Source organism: Nostoc sp. XA010 (assembly GCF_020829625.1).
Lineage (GTDB): Bacteria > Cyanobacteriota > Cyanobacteriia > Cyanobacteriales > Nostocaceae > Nostoc.
The window spans coordinates 13,241-27,851 of record NZ_JAIVFX010000051.1; the positions used below are offsets into that span (position 1 = coordinate 13,241).

Annotated in this window: 13 protein-coding genes and 1 pseudogene; 9 read left to right on the top strand and 5 right to left on the bottom strand. The window is 42.7% G+C overall.

What is annotated here, in order from left to right:
• The first annotated feature begins 186 nt into the window (after positions 1-186).
• From folK to LC608_RS32725, 4 genes are all read left to right on the top strand, one after another.
• Positions 187-702, top strand: a complete 516-nt coding sequence (gene folK, locus LC608_RS32710) for a 2-amino-4-hydroxy-6-hydroxymethyldihydropteridine diphosphokinase (protein WP_229557538.1) — start codon at positions 187-189, stop codon at positions 700-702.
• A gap of 68 nt (positions 703-770) precedes the next feature.
• A complete protein-coding gene (locus tag LC608_RS32715) occupies positions 771-1,319 on the top strand; it encodes an NUDIX hydrolase (RefSeq protein WP_229557539.1) in 549 nt (182 codons plus the stop codon).
• Between the two features lie 7 nt (positions 1,320-1,326).
• Positions 1,327-2,172, top strand: coding sequence for an ADP-ribosylglycohydrolase family protein (locus LC608_RS32720; RefSeq protein WP_229557540.1), 846 nt, complete (start codon positions 1,327-1,329; stop codon positions 2,170-2,172).
• A gap of 326 nt (positions 2,173-2,498) precedes the next feature.
• On the top strand, positions 2,499-3,308 hold the full coding sequence (locus LC608_RS32725; protein WP_229557541.1) for a prohibitin family protein: 810 nt from the start codon (positions 2,499-2,501) through the stop codon (positions 3,306-3,308).
• Positions 3,309-3,366: 58 nt separating this feature from the next.
• Here the strand turns inward: LC608_RS32725 and LC608_RS32730 are convergent.
• A pseudogene (locus tag LC608_RS32730) lies at positions 3,367-3,597 on the bottom strand (ISKra4 family transposase); the annotation flags it as partial.
• Between the two features lie 468 nt (positions 3,598-4,065).
• Between LC608_RS32730 and LC608_RS32735 the strand changes: the two are divergent.
• The gene (locus tag LC608_RS32735; protein WP_229557542.1) at positions 4,066-4,740 is read left to right on the top strand and encodes a hypothetical protein; all 675 of its coding nucleotides are present in this window, start codon (positions 4,066-4,068) and stop codon (positions 4,738-4,740) included.
• Here LC608_RS32735 and LC608_RS32740 read toward each other — a convergent pair.
• On the bottom strand, positions 4,727-6,268 hold the full coding sequence (locus tag LC608_RS32740) for an NAD(P)/FAD-dependent oxidoreductase (protein ID WP_229557543.1): 1,542 nt from the start codon (positions 6,266-6,268) through the stop codon (positions 4,727-4,729). The genes LC608_RS32735 and LC608_RS32740 overlap by 14 nt on opposite strands.
• 323 nt (positions 6,269-6,591) lie before the next feature.
• On the opposite strand from LC608_RS32740, the gene LC608_RS32745 reads away from it, so the two are divergent.
• The 3 genes from LC608_RS32745 to LC608_RS32755 all read left to right on the top strand — a co-directional run bounded on the left by LC608_RS32745 (position 6,592) and on the right by LC608_RS32755 (position 10,039).
• Complete coding sequence (locus LC608_RS32745) at positions 6,592-7,440, top strand: prohibitin family protein (protein WP_229557550.1); 849 nt, start codon at positions 6,592-6,594, stop codon at positions 7,438-7,440.
• 185 nt (positions 7,441-7,625) lie between these two features.
• Entirely contained in the window at positions 7,626-8,042 is a 417-nt protein-coding gene (locus LC608_RS32750; protein WP_109010880.1) for a DUF1824 family protein, read from the top strand.
• Between the two features lie 71 nt (positions 8,043-8,113).
• Positions 8,114-10,039 carry an ABC-F family ATP-binding cassette domain-containing protein gene (locus LC608_RS32755; protein WP_229557544.1) on the top strand — a complete coding sequence of 642 codons (1,926 nt, stop codon included), beginning with the start codon at positions 8,114-8,116 and terminating at the stop codon, positions 10,037-10,039.
• A gap of 256 nt (positions 10,040-10,295) precedes the next feature.
• Here LC608_RS32755 and LC608_RS32760 read toward each other — a convergent pair whose 3' ends face one another.
• Together LC608_RS32760 and LC608_RS32765 are read right to left on the bottom strand one after the other, a co-directional pair.
• The gene (locus LC608_RS32760; protein ID WP_229557545.1) at positions 10,296-10,697 is read right to left on the bottom strand and encodes a type II toxin-antitoxin system VapC family toxin; all 402 of its coding nucleotides are present in this window, start codon (positions 10,695-10,697) and stop codon (positions 10,296-10,298) included.
• Entirely contained in the window at positions 10,698-10,925 is a 228-nt protein-coding gene (locus tag LC608_RS32765) for an antitoxin (RefSeq protein ID WP_229557546.1), read from the bottom strand.
• Positions 10,926-11,120: 195 nt separating this feature from the next.
• Here LC608_RS32765 and LC608_RS32770 point away from each other — a divergent pair, with 195 nt between their 5' ends.
• Positions 11,121-11,558 carry a hypothetical protein gene (locus tag LC608_RS32770; protein WP_229557547.1) on the top strand — a complete coding sequence of 146 codons (438 nt, stop codon included), beginning with the start codon at positions 11,121-11,123 and terminating at the stop codon, positions 11,556-11,558.
• 249 nt (positions 11,559-11,807) lie between these two features.
• On the opposite strand, the gene LC608_RS32775 is transcribed toward LC608_RS32770, so the two are convergent.
• On the bottom strand, positions 11,808-14,468 hold the full coding sequence (locus tag LC608_RS32775) for a tetratricopeptide repeat protein (RefSeq protein WP_229557548.1): 2,661 nt from the start codon (positions 14,466-14,468) through the stop codon (positions 11,808-11,810).
• Positions 14,469-14,611: the final 143 nt, after the last annotated feature.

Genomic DNA, 14,611 nt, shown 5'->3' on the forward strand with positions numbered 1-14,611 from the left:
GTGTTAGTATAATATCCTATAAATAATTAACTAAAATCACCATAAAATAATGTTTTTTAGATTTTATAATTTAGTTTTGTAAAAACGCTGCAATTTTGATATCTCAAATTATTGGCATTTTCTGGAACAGGTGTACCGAACTATTCACAAACACAGCCCGAAAAGAGGTTACTTAAGGAGAGTGCGATGCTTAAGGCGAGCTACGCCGAAGCAAAGCCAAGAAGAAGCGCCGTTGCCCTTGGCAGTAATATCGGCGATTCCCAAACAATTTTAGAAGCAGCTATAGAAACTTTAGCTCAAACGCCAGGTATTTTATTAGAAGCCAGATCCAATTGGTACCAAACCAAAGCTGTGGGGCCACCACAACCAGATTACCTAAATGGCTGCGTCACATTGCAGGTAGAAATCACAGCACAGCAGTTATTAGAAACTTTGTTAGAAATTGAACAACAATTCGGGCGTGTGCGTCAAGAACGCTGGGGGCCACGAATCCTGGATTTAGATTTGTTATTATTTGATGACATTATTCTGGATACACCAAATCTCCAGATTCCGCATCCACGAATGCGGGATCGGGCCTTTGTGTTAGTACCACTAGCAGAAATTGCCCCAGATTGGATAGAACCAGTATCCGGGTATGTTATTAAAGAACTGCTGAAAGAGGTAGACTGTTCTGATGTACATTTATTGATGGGCAATTAAAAATACCATCCTTAAACGCAGAAGAACGCTGATTTCACCTCTGTATTCACAGATAATCAGATTTTATTATGCCATTAGGTAGAGAATTACCACAACTACTAAGACAACGCCTGTTTTATAAAGGACGCAAATTTGATTTTGAAGTTAATCGCTTGCGTTTGCCTAATAAATCAGAAGGAGAATGGGAATGTATTCGTCATCCTGGTGGCGCTCTAGCTGTGCCAGTAACGCCAGAGGGGAAACTTGTACTCGTGCGCCAGTATCGTTTTGCAATTCAGGGACGGATATTAGAATTTCCGGCGGGAACTGTAGAAGCAAATGAACAGCCTTTAGAAACGATACAGCGTGAGATTGAAGAAGAAACTGGCTATAGTGCCAAAAAATGGGATAAATTAGGCGAGTTTTTCTTGGCTCCCGGCTATTCTGATGAAATTATCTATGCTTTTCTGGCGCGAGATTTAGAAAAGCTGGAAACACCACCACCACAAGATGGAGACGAGGATATCGAAACTGTGTTTTTGACTCCCGAAGAATTAGAGAAAGCGATTCTGGAGGGAGAGCCGGTAGATGCTAAATCAGTTTCTAGCTTTTTTCTGGCGCGTCCGTTTTTAATTTAATAGGAATATGCTGCTAGAGTTAGCGATTGCAGATGCTTACGGTGCAGGCTTTGAATATGCTGACGAGATGATCGTTAACAATGATTTGAGTCGATACGTGGAACATCCGCGTTTTCGGCTCAATCCTGGCAGCTACACGGATGACACCCAGATGAGCATTGCCATTGCTGAAGTAATTGTTGCTCAAGCACCGTGGACGGTAGAAGTTTTAGCTGATAGTTTCGTTAGAGCCTTCAAACGCGATGAGAGAGAAGGTTATGCTCGAAGCTTCTACCATTTTCTGAGAGAAATTCAAGATGGGGAAGAGTTTTTAACGAAAATTAACCCTGAGAGCGACAAAAGCGGGGCGGCGATGCGTGCAGCCCCCATTGGCATCTATCCGACACCTGAAAAAGTAATTGAGGCGGCAACAATTCAAGCGGCAATTACCCACAATACACTTGATGGAATCAATGCTGCCGTTGCGGCTGCCTTGATGTCACATTATTTTATTTATCGACTGGGACCAAAACGCAAATTAGGACAGTTTCTGGAAAGTTATGTCTCTGGGGAGTGGTCTAAACCGTGGCAAGGTAAAGTAAAGTCCAAAGGCTGGATGAGTCTCAGGGCTGCGATTACTGCGGTGATGCGAAATGACAGCATGAGCAAACTTTTACAAGATTGTATTGCTTTTACTGGCGATGTGGATACAGTAGCTGCAATCGCCTTGGCTGCTGGTTCTTGTAGCGAGGAAATTAGACAAGACATTCCCAATCATCTTGTTACAGGCTTAGAGAATGGGGCTTACGGTAGAGATTATCTCATCGGCTTGGATAAGCAGCTAATGGGTTTGGTAAACAAAAAGACGAGCTAAATGTAATACATGGGTTGGGAAAAGTGTGATTTTCCCTGCTGCTTTACTCCATTAAGGGCAATTTACCTTTTCAAATACTACGGTTTTTAGATATTATTACAGTGATTTAGGTAAATATAAAGCTACCCTAAGCTTCACTATCTCCAAGTTGGGATAGTAAAGTACACATTGGCGGCTTAATTGTATACCTGTATATATATTCAACACATTAACTGCTCAGTGATATAAAAATTGACTTTAAGTCAAAGTTATAAGAGCATGGCGACAAGAAGCTTACAACTCCTAAATATGTGTCTCTATGCAAGAGGCATACATGTTTCACACAGATGAAAAAAAATTCAACTTTTAACAGTGCCGGTAAACTGACTGCTCTTTTGTTCCTGATAACTCTCTTTCTCACGCCTTGTGTGATTGTAAATGCAGGTGAACGTGGTGTCTTAATGAAATTTGGTGAAGTACAAAACCAGATATTAGGTGAAGGACTTCACTTAATTATTCCTGTAGTTAATACTGTGAAAAAGTTGAGTATTCGAGTCCAAAAGCAGGAAATTTCGGCTGAGGCTTCTTCTAAAGATTTACAAAATGTTTTCACCGATGTCGCTCTCAATTGGCATATTGTTCCCCAGCAAGCAAATGCCATCTTTCAAGAAATTGGAGATGAACAAGATGTAGTTATTCGGATTATTAACCCCGCAGTTGAGGAAGTGCTAAAAGCAGTAATGGCAAAGTATACTGCTGAAGAAATTATTACTAAACGAGGAGAAGTCAAAGGTGGAGTAGATGATGCCTTATCCACACGCCTGGGTAACTATCACGTTGCAGTTGATGATATTTCTCTAGTTCATGTCCATTTTTCAGAAAGATTTGGTGAGGCGGTGGAGGCGAAGCAGATTGCTGAACAAGAAGCAAAACAAGCAGAGTTTATCGCACTGAAAGCAACAAAACAGGCTGAGGCAAAAGTTAATTTAGCGAAAGGAGAGGCTGAAGCGCACAGATTATTACGTGATGGTTTAACCCCCGAAATTCTGCAAAGGCAAGCAATAGAAAAATGGAATGGCAAGCTGCCATTAATTGTCAGTAAGGAGGCTCCAAAATTGCTTAATTTAAGTGAAATTTTAAAATTTGATAAAAATTGAGATTTTTTTAAGAAAATATCTGCTTATACATCAGGAGCATCCCATTTTTGCGAAAACATCAAATAGCCAGTTGACCATTAAGGTAGGCACAGCATAGTTGTAACATTGGTGGTACATTTTCAGGATGCCACTGAGCGCTGGAAAGTTTTAACCTGATGCCGATGTTTAATGGCAGACTCTACAGCCCCAGAACCAACAGAACAAAGTTGTTCCGCTTGTAGTAGGCATAATTAACAATCCAACTGCGATGCTTTTCCAAATAAGCACAAAAATTGTTTGCCTGTTTTTTGCTTAAATCAGCAAATAAAGTGATTGTCGTATCCACCTGACTAGTCCAGAAACAGACATGAACGCCTAACGCATCCTACTTAAGATTTACTTTATCAATAGAGAAATAATTTTTGGCATAGTGTTTCACCTCTTCACATAAGCTTATCAATAGTTAAAGATAAAACTTATGCTTAACCACATCATAATTTTTATATTTAAGGCTAAATAATTGGCAGTAGACATAATTAAACGTAACTATAATTTCATTATCTTTTCTACCTAATGCTTTATACGTCATACTTTATGCTTCCTTATAAGCAGTGATATTTATTTTTACCCATGTATATAACCTTGTATTTGTAATTTTAAGACTGAAATTTTGCTATTAGTTTGACAATTACTTCATGGAAATTTCATAAAAGTGTTTTTAGTTTTACAAAAAGTGTTTTTTAGATAAAATTAACTACTAAAATCAGGGTTACGATTTATGCGTTTTTTTCAGTTTTCAGGGATTCTTGCTTATACAACAGCAGCTTTTATATCAATTGCACCCATAGAGGTAGAAGCTGCAACTTTTAAAGTGATATCTGGAGTCACTAGCGTTGATCGTGACCATGAGGATATTCTTAGAAATATCGGACTAATCTTGACAGGCAGTAATCATACAGTCGCACCAATTCCCAGCAATTATTTGGTTGGCTTCAACATCGAGCCAGCCAGCAACTTCACGTTCAGTGACGAGAGCGGTTTTACTCCGCTCTCAGGGACAATCGAGCACTCTGGGACTGTTACTTTCAATAATCAAATTACTGTTGGTGACTTTTCAATAGGTTTTGCTCCAGGACGTACCGTTAAAGATGCTAGCGGATTTGTTTTAAGAGACACATATTCTTTAAATACAATTTTGTTTGATTTGAGTCTTCCAAAACCTGTGGCATTTGATGGTCAAAATTTAACCATCCCTGATGTTAAATTGCTGGTTTCTCCAGAGTTTGCTAATATCCTGCAAAAACCTGAATTGACAGGTTTGTTTGCTGGAACTGCACGAATTGATGCTGAAGTTGCTGCCGTACCCGAACCTGACAGTGTACTAGCAGTTTTGGCAACAGGTGCGGCTCTTTTGGCAACTAGATTTTATACTCGAAAAATTAAATACATTTGATATCTTGAAGCATTGCTAAATGCTTATTAACAGGTGCAAGTGTATTGGCAGCAATCAGCCCACTGGCGGCGACTGCTGGTAAACCAATACCGGGAAATGTCGAGTCTCCACAGCACATCAGCCCTGCTAAAGGTGTGCTGGGGCCGGGAAACATCCCACTTCCAGCCTGAATTGCTGGGCCGTAGGAACCTTGATGACGACGGAGATAACGCTCGTGAGTTAGAGGTGTACCAACAAGTGTGACTTCGCAACGAGAGCGAATATCTGGAATGATCCGCTCTAGCGCTTGCCACATTACTTCTGAACGCGATCGCTTTTTTTCGGCGTATTCTTGGTTCTTTCTATCCATTCCCTGCCAGATAGAGTATGGCTCATTACCAGGAGTATAAACATGAATTACGTGCTTACCTGGTGGCGCTAGGGATGGATCGAGAACTGAAGGGATGGAGATAACTACAACATTCTGAGGTGCTGTTATGCCCAATTCCCAGTCATTAACCACGATGTAATGACACCGCAAATTTGACTGTACTCCTTGAGCATCTATGCCTAAATGTAGATGCATAAAGCTATCACATTCAGGTGTTGCTTGTCGTTTAGCACGGTACTGTTTAGGTACTGCCTTTTCTGGTAGTAACTTCAGTGTGTCCCAAACCGATGCATTAGAAATTACTGCCCGCCGTGATCCGATTTCGGAGCGATCGCGCAGACGCACACCCACCGCACGATTCCCTTCTACAAGGACTTCTTCTACATGAGCGCCTAGAATCAACTTCCCGCCGTGACGCTCCAATCCTTGTACAAGGGTGTCAACTAAAGCACTACTACCACCAATGGGATACTCAAGTATTGCATCTGGTCGATACCAGTCCGCAAACATAAATCCTACCTCTGCGGCACTAGTGCCATCTGCTGGCAATCCAGAAAGCAGGAAACACAGCAAATTGAGCCAGTTTCGGGTAAAAGGATCTTTAACAACGCCATCCATAATCCGGCTGAAGGGGCCCGTCAGCTTAATTATATTCGCCAGATGTTTTGTCAAAGATGGGATAAACGGGCCGACAGTTCTAGCTGCACCAAAATCAAAGCGTAATGCCGCCGGTGGTATGGAAGTTGCTGCACTAGCGAATGGTTCCATAACGCGCTGGAGTTCCTGCCATTCGGCTACAGCATCATGTCCCCGGAATTTCATCAGCACTTCACAAAATTGCTCCGCACCAACCGACGTATCAAAATCACCTTCTGGTACACAACAACCCCAAGTATCATAGGTTACGCATGGTAATTCCGAGCCAATTGCATCTAAGACTTGCCGCAGAGGGTTGGCAGAGGGGCTGTAAGACAGTCCAGAGTAGAGAGACGGCCCCGAGTCAAATTTAAAACCATTGCGCTCAAAAGCATGGGCAGCGCCTCCAGCAATGGAATGACTTTCACAGACTATCACATCAAAGCCATACCGTGCCAAAACAGCAGCACAACTCAAACCGCCAATACCGCTACCAATGACAACTACATCTGTAACTTGCATATATGTTTGCAACAATAAACTAAAACAGGTGGGGAAACTTGGATAATATCATTCGCTCCTCCATCCATAAACCGCTCTAATTGGTTAATATCATCACAAACAATGGACATTAAACCGCCAGTGCCGCTTTCTTCAAATTAAAGGGTTGATTCACACAGACTAATGAGAAGCTTAAACTAGTAACTGAGTTTACCCAAGCCAAAGTAAAACTTTTTACTCAGCACTGGAAATGAGAGAAGGAAGACAAAGAGAAAAATAATAACTCTTCATGACAAATGACAAATGACAAATGACCAATGACTAACTCACATGGAGAGAAGAATTTGAAAAATCAGCAATTTGGAAATTGGCAAAGCATAGTTTTAGGAATTGTATTAGCAACACTAGTGATTCTGGGACTAAATTCCTTTATCATTATTAACCCAGGACAAGCAGGAGTGATCAGCATTTTGGGTAAAGCGAGAGATGGGGCATTATTGGAAGGGATTCATGCAAAACCGCCTTTTATCTCAGTGATAGATGTGTATGATTTGACTGTGCAGAAATTTGAAGTGCCAGCAGAGAGTTCTACCAAGGATTTGCAAAATTTATCTGCGAGATTTGCGATCAACTTTCGCCTCGATCCCATCAAGGTAGTTGAAGTTAGAAGGAAACAAGGAACCTTAGCAAATATTGTATCGAAAATCATTGCACCACAGACCCAAGAAGCATTTAAAATTGCAGCCGCTAGAAGAACAGTAGAAGAAGCAATTACCAAAAGAAGTGAGTTGAAAGAAGACTTTGATGAAGCGCTAGGCGATCGCTTAGACAAATATGGGATAATTGTGTTAGATACTAGCGTAGTTGATTTAGCATTCTCACCAGAATTTGCAAGAGCTGTGGAAGAAAAACAAATTGCTGAACAACGGGCGCAAAGAGCCGTTTATGTAGCACGGGAAGCAGAACAAGAAGCACAAGCAGATGTGAATCGCGCTAAAGGTAGGGCAGAAGCTCAAAGACTCTTAGCAGAGACACTTAAAGCTCAAGGAGGACAGTTAGTTCTGCAAAAAGAAGCAATTGAAGCTTGGAAGAGTGGGGGCGCTCAGATGCCCAAAGTCCTCGTTATGGGTGGTGATTCAAAAAGCGGCGTTCCCTTCATATACAACCTTGGGAATGTTCAAAATCAACCTTAATTCGAGTAAATAATATTTAGTAAGTTGGGCTAGTACAAGTTGGCGGAAATAAACCTACCATTTCATTACACCAATAAAGCCCAAAATTAAAGCTTTTTGAATGCGTGAATGCGTGACTTACGCCTTGCGGCACTAGTCCCAACTTCAACACAACAGAAAAACCAACAAGACAATAATCGAAGTTTATGTCAACCCCCAATCCTCAGAATCTCACCGCCGAAGAAGCGAAAAAATTACTGAATAAATTCAACTGTCTAGACATTGCGCCTGTCCTCAAGCCATCAGAAAAATTAGTAATTCGTAGTGCCTTAATTTTGATCGCTAAACTTGCTGATTATCAAATTTTAGGAATTTGTGCTGATACGGCAGAAGAAGGAATACTTGCCATGAAGACTTATTCTCTGGCTTTGGGTTATGAAGCACCAGACAATTTACTTACACCCGAAGGCCCAGTTTATATCAAATTAAATGGTAAAAATGGCTTGTGTTATCTCGATTCTTATGCCGGACATCATCGTGGCGTATTAGTGTCTTGTCAGTCTTACGACGAAGACGGAATCAACGAAATGTATGGACATCTCCCCTTGGATTTATTTGTATAGAATTTGGCTAATGTAGGTAGGGTATGTGCCTTACCTACTAACTAATAATCAATGAAACACTACTAAATCTTATGAGTATTATTACACTACAATCAGTAAAAAAAGACTTTGGCATTAAGGAAATTTTAAAAGATGCCAGCTTTAGCCTTGATGCTACCGATAAAGTTGGCTTAATTGGTACTAACGGTTCTGGCAAATCAACCCTATTAAAAATGATCGCCGGGTTAGAATCGATTGATAGCGGTCAGATTTTAGTCAACTCTGGTTCTAGAATTATCTACTTACCCCAGTTGCCAGATTTAGATGAGAATCACACAGTTTTAGAACAAGTTTTCGCCGACAGTGGCGAACACATGGCTTTGGTACGTGAGTATGAAGAACTCTCAGATAAATTGGCTCACTATCCAGATGATAGCCAACTGATGTCTCGCCTTTCTGTGGTGATGCAACGGATGGATACAAATGGTGCTTGGGAATTAGAAACCAACGCTAAAATCATCCTCACCAAATTAGGAATTTCTGACTTTGATGCCAAGATAGGCACTTTATCTGGAGGCTATCGCAAGCGTATTGCTTTAGCATCAGCCTTGCTAGCAGAACCAGATGTTTTGCTCATGGATGAGCCGACAAACCATCTTGATGCTCTTTCTGTAGAGTGGTTACAAAGTTACTTAAATCGCTATCGTGGCGCACTTTTTCTTATCACCCACGATCGCTACTTTCTAGATCGCGTTACCAACCGGATTATTGAAATCGACCGAGGCGACATTTACACCTATACAGGTAACTATTCATATTACCTCGAAAAGAAAGCTTTAGCTGAAGATTCTGCCGTCAGCAGTCAACGTAAACACCAAGGCTTGTTGCGCCGCGAGTTGGAATGGCTCAAAAAAGGGCCAAAAGCTAGAAGTACCAAACAAAAAGCTAGAATTGACCGCGCTCATGCTCTGCGGGATACTGAATTTAAACAAGTTCAGGGTAAAGTTGATATTTCTACAGTTGGTCGTCGCATTGGCAAAAAGGTTATTGAATTAAATAACGTTTCCAAAGCTTATGATGGACGGACTCTGATTAATAATTTCACCTACGAATTTAGTCCCGAAGACCGCATTGGCATCATCGGCGCTAATGGTGCTGGTAAATCCACTTTAATGGATATTATTACTGGTCAAATTCAGCCAGATTCAGGTGTTGCAGAAATTGGTACTACAATTCACATCGGTTATTTTGACCAGCATTCTGAAGAATTGCTCACAGCTTTAAACGAAAATCAGCGCGTGATTGACTACATTAAAGAAGAAGGAGAGTTTATCAAAATTACCGATGGTACTCAAATTACTGCTTCCCAAATGTTGGAGCGGTTTTTGTTTCCTGGTAATCAACAGTATGCCCCAATTAATAAACTTTCGGGTGGTGAAAAACGCCGTTTATTTCTGTTGCGGGTTTTGATGGGTGCGCCTAATGTCTTGATTTTAGATGAACCGACAAACGATTTAGATGTTCAGACATTGGCAGTATTAGAGGATTATTTAGAGGATTTTGTCGGGTGTGTAATTGTAGTTTCTCACGATCGCTACTTTCTCGATCGCACCATCGACACAGTATTTTCCTTTGAGGAAGGCGGTAATCTTCGGCTATATCCAGGTAATTACTCGATTTATCTGGACTATAAGAAGGCTGAAGAGGCGCAGCAACAAGCTGCTAACGCTAAGGAGAAGCCTAAAAATGTCGAAGTCCAAAATGGTGCGGCTTCACCCAAGGATGGCGAGAATACCAAGCGGCGGAGATTATCCAATTGGGAGAAAAAAGAATTTGAGCAGTTGGAAGGTAAAATTGCCGAGTTAGAGGCCCAGAAAGAAGAAACCGAGAAAAAACTAGGGAATGTCTCACCGGGGAATTATAGCGAAGTGCAGAAATTGTACGATCGTGTGGAAAAGCTCAAGCACGCGATCGATGTGGCGACTGAACGCTGGTTAGAATTGGCGGAGATGGAGTAAATACCTGGCGATTAGAAATCGCGGCTATACAGACTTGTGTTGAGCGCAGTCGGAATACAAAACCCACCTCCGTGGGTTTAAAACCCTTGATTTTTGTTAGTCCGCGTAGGCGGGCTTCTCTGCGATATGTTATGCGTAGCTTGCTTCTGGCTTCGCGCAGTATACCGTAAGAAAGGACGTTTGTATAGTAGCCGGAACTTTTATTCGCCCGGTGCTATGCTTGTCAAACAACCTCTTAAACATCGCCTTTTTACACTTACTCAACCCAGTTCTCTAATAACAACGTAGGAATGCGAGAAAATTCTCGGACATTATTGGTGACTAGGGTAACTCCTAAACTTAGAGCATGAGCGGCGATGAGCATATCCATTGCACCAATGATGAGTCCTCTAATTTCGAGATCACTTCTAATGCTGCCGTAAATCGTTGCAGATGCTTGATTGAATTCAACAATTTCTAGAGGTAGCAAAAATTGTAGCAACGCGGTGCGGTTTTTCTCTTGCTGTTGGCTTTTGGCTACTCCATATTCAAGTTCAGCAACAGTGATTGAGGAGATACCCACATCAGAAATGCTAAGGGTTTTAAATTTATCTACCACTTTTTGAGGTTTTTGCTTGATGAGGTAAATGCAGATATTGGTATCAAGCAGGTATCGCATTTACAAACTCTCTCTAGTGTCGATGAGTGGCTGATCTCTAGTAGTCATGAAATCATCGGAAAAATTGTCTAGACTTTCAATGAGAGATTGCCAGGGGTTATCTTTGGCAATGAGAACAATAGCGTTACCAATTTTTTTGATATAGACTTCTGTGCCAGTAAGTTGAAAATCTTCGGGCAAAATAACAACTTGATGAGTGCCATCAGTGCTGAGTTTGGCGGTGTCCATTATCTTACTTTTTTCTGTTGTACTTGCTCATCGTTAAACTATAACGCTTCCCATTGGATGTTATATACTACAATCCAGTAAAAATATCCCTAGCTCTAGTACCGTAAAGCGGAAGGGGCTGACTGATCAGTAGATTGTCGCTAATGATATTGTAAAAATAACCAGCATCGCCAAACATTATTAAACAATTCATTAATGAACAGCATCTTTACCCCCGAAGAAATTACTGCCCTCTCTGCCGAAATTGACCGCCAGTTAACTGAACTGCGCGATGCCCCAGATTCAGAGCAAAAACAAGGAGAGGATAAAATTTCAGATGAAAAATTGCTGGTAAAACAAACCGCAGCAATTACAAATCTTACACAAGAAAATTCTAAGAGTTTTTTGCAGAAATTTGGACGAGCTGCTAAAAGTGATTTATGCCAAGAAGGGGGAATGCTGAATCAGCAGTGGAAGAAATGGGGCGATTTGGATAATAAAGATGCAGTGGAACGCTTGGGTGCAGTGTTGGTAACAATGGGTTTTTCGGGAGATGTGCTGTCTCCTTTAGCTGTCGCTGTGACGGTGATTGTTATTCATATTGGGTTGAAAGCTTTTTGTGAAGATTATTCTTCGGAAGTGGATAATAAATGAATTTTGCATCACGCAAAGAAGCAGCGAAAAGTCGAGCCAGTGCGTTCCCAATACGGTTCGGTTAACGTTTTAGTATTTTGAGATCCCCCCAACCCCCCTTAAAAAGGGGGGCTTATAATAATTCTCTTTTACCCCCTTTTTAAGGGGGTCGCCGCAGGCGGGGGGATCTTAACGGTGCGTTGCGCTGCGCGACAACACACCCTACATTTACTTCCGACTTCCGACTTCCGACTTCCAACTTGTTTAATATCACTCTGCCAACAACGCTGCAAGGGATTGAGGGTCAGCAATACCCCGCAGGATAGGGGAGATAATCATAAACTCTCCCGAATTTAACGGCTCGCACAGTATATTCTCATCTCGCTCGCCGGCTAAGATGCGACGGATGGCAGCAAGGAGATTTGGCAAATCTTCTGCAAAATTTTTCATTTTAATTTCTAGCTGTTCCCTGATTTCTGCATTATCCACAGCAGCTACCACCAGTGCAATCAACGGCTCATATTTCCGCAACTCATACTGTGTCCCCGCGAACGCCGCTTTTGCTTGCCTTGCTTGGCGACGATATTCTTTAGCTTGGGTGGTGTCGCTTTGCTTGTCGGCAATAGCTGCCAAGAGGTCATAGGTTTTCCAAATCTCAGCCGCAGCCGGGTCTAAGGTTTTGCGGATGGCTAATGCTTCTTCTACCAATTGTCGGGCTTCGCTGAGGCGGTGGGGTTGTTCTTGTAGTGTGAGAGCGAGGTTATTTAATACTAGAGATGCATTTGCTTGGTTTTCTAATTGTTGATCTTGCTCTAAAGCCTTACGAAACCAAGCCTCCGCCTCTCCCAGGTTGCCAACAGAGAAATTGAGGGTGCCTAATTGAAACCAAGTACTTGCTGCACCTGCCAGATCTCCTAGAGATTCATTAATTTGTGCTGATATTCGGTAGGCATCTTCCGCAGCGTCCCACTGCTTGCCTTCTCCGTACACCATACCCAGTTGATACCAAACCGTGGCTTCTGATGCTGGTTCGTTGAGTTGATGGAAAGTAGTCAGTGCTTCAAGGAAACGCTGTTCTGCTTCTGGGAGGTTGCCTTGCAGCATAGCTAGAGTGCCGAGTTGAATATTTGATACCGCAGCCCCACGAAGGCCGCCAAGTTCTGTGTAAATAGCTAATCCTGCTTCATAAGCAATGCGTGCCCCACCATAATCTCCCATATCTCTCAGCACATCTGCCAAGTCAGTCTGCAACGTTCCCATCAGGTTCTTGACATCATTAGACTGTTCCAACTGCTGCGCCACTGCCAATCCCTGACGGTAGATTTCTGCTGCTTGTGCTGTTTGTCTTTGGCCTTGAAAGCACCGCCCCAGCATAACTAAAGTAGCACAGCGGTTATAACTTGGTTGCTCGCCCAACTCTGCCACTATCTCACTAAACACCTGCGCTGCTTCTTGATAGCGACCTAAATTGAATAATTGCTCGCCTGAACTCTGACGGCTGAGATACCATGTATCGGAACCTACCTCCCCAGTCAACTGAGCAATCCGTTGATTTAGTCTAGTGCGATCGCGGTTAAGTCCAAAGATACCAAGAAATCTGTTTACATTGCCAACAAACTCTACAGCCCATTCTGCACCTGCATTCAACGCGCCATCAACTGCATAAAGTAAATTCGGTAATTCCCGTTCGGCAATGAGACGAACTTCACGAGGATGTTTGCTATCTTCAATGTACAAATAGCTAGAAACTTGATAATACCACTCTTGATAACGGGTAAGCAGTTCTGTCTGTGCTTCTGGGGATAAGCGCGGCCACAGGGCAGGGGCTAAGGTGGGGTGAAATTTGAGAAAAAGCCCATCAACTTGAATTAAACCAGTGGCTTCTAATGCTGGGCGCAAAGTTTGCCACTGTGACTCAGAAATTTCTGTAATCCCCAGCAAGTAAGCTTCAAACGCCCCGCCCTGAAACACGCCTAAACGAGGCAACAACTGCATCGCCTCAGCATCCAACCGTTCTAAAGATAAATTCAACGATGCCAATAGGGGATTATCTGGTGTTTGGGCAATCAAAGCTTCTAAGCGTTGTCCCAACTCTGCCGGACGGCGACTTTCCAACTGTTTCGCTAACAAACCAATGGACAGGGGATGAAAATCCACCAATTTAAATAATTCCAACAACACTTCGCGTTTAGGTGGGTCAAATTTGGGTGCTAGCGTCAGTTTAATCAAACTCTGGAAATACGCTAGGGCATCTTCTTGTCCCAAACCTCGCAAAGATAAGGAGATATGTTTGCGACTGCCTTGTGTGGGATAATCGGGATGGTGAAAATCTGGTGTGCGCGTGGTGAGTAATACCCGACATTCCCCAACCTCAGACCACTGTTTCGCCACGGTTAACAGTTCCCCTAGAGGTTCCGCTTGCAAGGCTTCTAAGTTATCTAAAATCAGCAATGTGGCTTGCTTACGCAACGCCTGAGTTGCCGCCGCCCCATCAATTAAACTCTGTTCTAACACTGTCCCCAGGGTGCTAACTGCCCAGCCTAAAGCATCCACTCCCTGAAAAGCAGCATAATCAACAAAACAAACTTTCTCAAACATCCCCGTGCGGTGTAACCAGCGTCCTGCTTCCTGGACAAGATAGGTTTTTCCCTGTCCACCAAAACCCGATACTGTGAGGCGGCGCGTTCCCTGCACAAACCATCTTTCTATCTGCCATAATTCCCGGCTACGACCGAAGAATCCAGCTTCTTGTAAATCCGGCAAGTTTCCCCATTTTGGTGACTCGCCGCTTTCTTGGTTGTTTAAGTCTTGCTGCAATAATGGCGTATCCCCAGTCGCTTGATACAAGGCAGGTAAAAACCAATCTTGCAATTTTAACTGCACCCGGTTCTCACCCCGTTGCCGTTCTCCCCGTTGCTGGTTGAGATACAAGTCTCGCCGCGCATTAGGTTGAGTCGATGGGGAGTATTATCTCCCGCACCTCTCAGTTAAATCTGGGCGTGCGACTTTCACCGCACCCAGCTTCCGATGTTCTTAGCTTGCGCCTTTGCTCATGTGTTTGTAATCGTGACAAC

Excerpts from the sequence above, each read along its gene's own strand:
- LC608_RS32735 (WP_229557542.1), top strand. The coding sequence starts at position 4,066 with ATGCGTTTTTTTCAGTTTTCAGGGATTCTTGCTTATACAACAGCAGCT.
- LC608_RS32715 (WP_229557539.1), top strand. The coding sequence starts at position 771 with ATGCCATTAGGTAGAGAATTACCACAACTACTAAGACAACGCCTGTTT.
- folK (WP_229557538.1), top strand. The coding sequence starts at position 187 with ATGCTTAAGGCGAGCTACGCCGAAGCAAAGCCAAGAAGAAGCGCCGTT.
- LC608_RS32720 (WP_229557540.1), top strand. The coding sequence starts at position 1,327 with ATGCTGCTAGAGTTAGCGATTGCAGATGCTTACGGTGCAGGCTTTGAA.
- LC608_RS32740 (WP_229557543.1), bottom strand. The coding sequence starts at position 6,268 with ATGCAAGTTACAGATGTAGTTGTCATTGGTAGCGGTATTGGCGGTTTG.
- LC608_RS32770 (WP_229557547.1), top strand. The coding sequence starts at position 11,121 with ATGAACAGCATCTTTACCCCCGAAGAAATTACTGCCCTCTCTGCCGAA.
- LC608_RS32765 (WP_229557546.1), bottom strand. The coding sequence starts at position 10,925 with ATGGACACCGCCAAACTCAGCACTGATGGCACTCATCAAGTTGTTATT.
- LC608_RS32750 (WP_109010880.1), top strand. The coding sequence starts at position 7,626 with ATGTCAACCCCCAATCCTCAGAATCTCACCGCCGAAGAAGCGAAAAAA.
- LC608_RS32725 (WP_229557541.1), top strand. The coding sequence starts at position 2,499 with ATGAAAAAAAATTCAACTTTTAACAGTGCCGGTAAACTGACTGCTCTT.
- LC608_RS32755 (WP_229557544.1), top strand. The coding sequence starts at position 8,114 with ATGAGTATTATTACACTACAATCAGTAAAAAAAGACTTTGGCATTAAG.
- LC608_RS32760 (WP_229557545.1), bottom strand. The coding sequence starts at position 10,697 with ATGCGATACCTGCTTGATACCAATATCTGCATTTACCTCATCAAGCAA.